Origin of the sequence: Dietzia sp. UBA5065, assembly GCA_002415925.1 — a bacterium.
GTDB lineage: Bacteria > Actinomycetota > Actinomycetes > Mycobacteriales > Mycobacteriaceae > Dietzia.
On the sequence record DIAZ01000062.1, the window covers coordinates 13670 to 16833 of the forward strand.

A 3164-nucleotide genomic window follows, 5' to 3' on the forward strand; every position below is an offset into this window, starting at 1 on the left:
TGGGTGTCGTCGGGCTGGGTGTCGATGGGCTGGGGTGTCGCGGTGGGGTGGCGTGGGGTCAGCGGTTGACGGTGGCCAGGTCGGCGGACAACGCCCGGGCGGCGTCCACGACCACCGGGACGAGTTCGTCCCGGAGTTGTTCGACCGAGTACCGGGCGGCGTGGGTCGAGACGTTGAGGGCGGCCACGACCCGGCCGTCACGGTCGCGGACCGGGGCGGCGAGGGAGCGGAGCCCGGGCTCGAGCTCCTGGTCGACCAGCGCCCACCCCCGCTCGGCGATCGCGGCCAGTTCGGAGCGGAGCGCCGCCTCGTCGGCGAGGCCGTGGGGGGTCAGCACCCGGAGGTCGGTTCCGGAGAGGGAGGAGTCGAGGTCCTCCGGGGGCAGCGCGGCGAGCAGGACCCTGCCCATCGAGGTGGCGAAGGCGGGGAAGCGGGTGCCGATGGTGATCCCGATGTTCATGATCCGGCGCACCTGCACCCGGCCGACGTAGACGATGTCGCTACCGTCCAGGACGGCCACGGACGACGACTCGTCCAGCCGGGCGCTCAGCCGCTCGAGGTGCGGCTGCGCCAGGTCGGACAGCGGCATGGCGGAGAGGTAGCTGTACCCCAGGTCGAGCACCCGCGGGGTGAGCCAGAACGCGGATCCGGCGGTGTCGACGTAACCGAGCTCGACCAGCGTGTGGAGGAATCGCCGGGCGGTGGCGCGGGTGAGGCCGGTGGTGCGGGCGACGTCGCTGAGGGTCTGCCGGGGGTGGTCCGCGTCGAAGGCGGTGATGACGGCCAGGCCTCGGGCGAGCGACTGGACGAAGTCCGGGGAGGCCGACCGTTCCGGTGCCGCGGTCACGCCGGATCCGCGGCGGCGGCCGAGGTCAGGTGCGCGCGGAGGACCTCGCTGACACGAGCGGGCAGCTCCACGGTGGGCACGTGCGCGGCGGGGGACAGGATCACGAACTCGGCGCCGGGGACGCCGTCGGCGATCTCGCGGAGCACCTCCGGCGGGGTGGAGGGGTCCTCGTCGCCGGCCACCACGAGGGTGGGGCAGGAGATGCGTCCGAGGTCGGGGCGGCCGTCCCAGCCGGACAGCGCGTCGCAGGCGGCGGCGTAGCCCTCCGCGCTGGTGGCCAGGACCATGTCGCGGAGCCGGGACACCAGGGCGGGGTCGGACCCGGCGCGGGCGGGGGTGAGCCACCGCGCCACCACCGCGTCGGCCACGGCCGCGGTGCCCCCCGAGCGGACCGCGGCCGCGCGCTCGGTCCACCCCGAGGGTTCCCCGAACTTCGCGGCCGTGCACAGCAGCGCCACCGACCGGACCCGGGAGGACTCGTGCACGGCGAGCCACTGCGCCACCGCGCCGCCGAGGGAGAGCCCCACCACGTGGAAGCGGTCCACTCCGAGGGCGTCGAGGAGGGCCAGGACGTCGCCGGCGAGGTCGGCGACGGTGCAGGGCCCCGCCACGACCTCGGAACCGCCGTGGCCGCGGTGGTCGACGGCGACCACGTCGTGGTCGCGGGAGAGGTCCCGGACCTGGGCGTCCCACATCGATCGGTCGGACCCCAGGGAGCCGAGGAGGACGACGACGGGGGTGTCGGCGGACTGAGGGCCGCTGACCTCGTAAGACAGGGTGGCGGGCATGGTCGGTCCTTTCCGTGGGGTCGAGGCCGGAACGGGTCGGATCCCGGTGACGTGGACCACGATACCCCCTTGATGTGCGTAAGGCGAACGCTTGTGCATCTAGCGAACGTCGCCTACCGTGTGTGACATGACCAACAAGATCTTCTCGTCGGCCGCAGCGGCGGTCGCGGACATCCCCGACGGCGCCTCCCTCGCCGTGGGGGGCTTCGGCCTGGTCGGCATCCCCGCCGTCCTGATCGACGCCCTCCTCGAGCAGGGAGCGACCGACCTCGAGACCGTGAGCAACAACTGCGGGACCGACGGCTTCGGGCTCGGCAAGCTCCTGGAGGCCCGCCGCATCACGCGGACCACGGCCTCCTACGTCGGGGCGAACAAGGAGTTCGCCCGGCAGTACCTGGGCGGTGAGCTCGAGGTGGAGCTCACCCCCCAGGGCACGCTCGCCGAGCGCATGCGGGCCGGCGGCGCCGGCATCCCCGCCTTCTACACCCCGGCCGGCGTGGGCACGATGGTCGCCGACGGCGGTCTGCCGCTGCGGTACGACGGTGACGGCGGGGTCGCCCTGGCCTCCGAGCCCAAGGAGGTGCGCGAGTTCGACGGCATCCCGTACGTGTTGGAGCGCTCGATCGTCACCGACTTCGCCCTCGTCCACGCCCACCGGGCGGACACCGCGGGGAACCTGCAGTTCTACGGGACCGCCCGCAACTTCAACCCGGACGTCGCCATGGCCGGACGCATCACGATCGTGCAGGCCGAGGAGATCGTGCCGGCCGGCGGGATCGATCCCGCGGACGTCCACCTGCCCGGGATCTTCGTCCACCGCCTCGTCGAGGTCGGGCGGCAGGAGACCGGCGTGGAGATCGAGAAGCTGAGCGCCAACGGGGAGGAGAGGTCATGAGCTGGACCCACGAGCAGATGGCGGCGCGGATCGCGTCCGACTTCGTCGACGGCCAGTACGTCAACCTGGGGATCGGGATGCCGACCCTGATCCCGGACTTCGTCCCGGAGGGCGTCGAGGTGACACTGCACTCGGAGAACGGCATCCTCGGCGTGGGTCCCTACCCCACGCGCGAGCAGCTCGACCCGGAGATGATCAACGCCGGCAAGGAGACCATCACCGCGGCTGCGGGGGCGGCGTTCTTCTCGTCGTCGGAGTCCTTCGCCATGATCCGCGGCGGCAACGTCGACGTGGCCGTGCTCGGGGCCATGCAGGTGTCGCAGGCCGGCGACCTGTCCAACTGGATGATCCCCGGCGCCATGGTCAAGGGGATGGGCGGCGCGATGGACCTGGTCCACGGCGCCGGCAGGGTGATCGTGATGATGGACCACGTCACCCGCAAGGGCGACCTCAAGCTCCTGGCGGAGAACACCCTGCCGTACACCGGGCGCCACTGCGTCCAGCGGGTGGTCACCGACCTCTGCGTCCTCGACATCACCCCGGAGGGCTTCCGCCTGGTGGAGCTCGCGCCGGGGGTCACCCTCGGGGAGGTCCGCGAGAAGACGGGCGCCGCGGTCCTCGACTGACGCGGTCC

At 72.6% G+C, this 3164-nt stretch carries 4 protein-coding genes; 2 read left to right on the forward strand and 2 right to left on the reverse strand.

Translation table 11 applies throughout. The features are described from left to right. Positions 1 to 58: 58 nt before the first annotated feature. Together B4M60_RS04775 and pcaD are read right to left on the reverse strand one after the other, a co-directional pair. A complete protein-coding gene (locus B4M60_RS04775) occupies positions 59 to 847 on the reverse strand; it encodes an IclR family transcriptional regulator (RefSeq protein ID WP_291080783.1) in 789 nt (262 codons plus the stop codon). Continuing rightward, positions 844 to 1635: a 3-oxoadipate enol-lactonase gene (gene pcaD, locus B4M60_RS04780; protein ID WP_291080785.1), complete on the reverse strand. Its 792-nt coding sequence runs from the start codon at positions 1633 to 1635 to the stop codon at positions 844 to 846. The genes B4M60_RS04775 and pcaD overlap by 4 nt, the downstream gene beginning before the upstream one ends. A 127-nt stretch (positions 1636 to 1762) precedes the next feature. On the opposite strand from pcaD, the gene B4M60_RS04785 reads away from it, so the two are divergent. Continuing rightward, the gene (locus B4M60_RS04785; RefSeq protein WP_291080787.1) at positions 1763 to 2530 is read left to right on the forward strand and encodes a CoA transferase subunit A; all 768 of its coding nucleotides are present in this window, start codon (positions 1763 to 1765) and stop codon (positions 2528 to 2530) included. Next, positions 2527 to 3156: a 3-oxoacid CoA-transferase subunit B gene (locus B4M60_RS04790; protein WP_291080789.1), complete on the forward strand. Its 630-nt coding sequence runs from the start codon at positions 2527 to 2529 to the stop codon at positions 3154 to 3156. The genes B4M60_RS04785 and B4M60_RS04790 overlap by 4 nt, the downstream gene beginning before the upstream one ends. Positions 3157 to 3164 lie beyond the last annotated feature (8 nt).

Coding starts and splice junctions, on each gene's coding strand:
- pcaD (WP_291080785.1), bottom strand. CDS start 1,635: ATGCCCGCCACCCTGTCTTACGAGGTCAGCGGCCCTCAGTCCGCCGAC.
- B4M60_RS04785 (WP_291080787.1), top strand. CDS start 1,763: ATGACCAACAAGATCTTCTCGTCGGCCGCAGCGGCGGTCGCGGACATC.
- B4M60_RS04790 (WP_291080789.1), top strand. CDS start 2,527: ATGAGCTGGACCCACGAGCAGATGGCGGCGCGGATCGCGTCCGACTTC.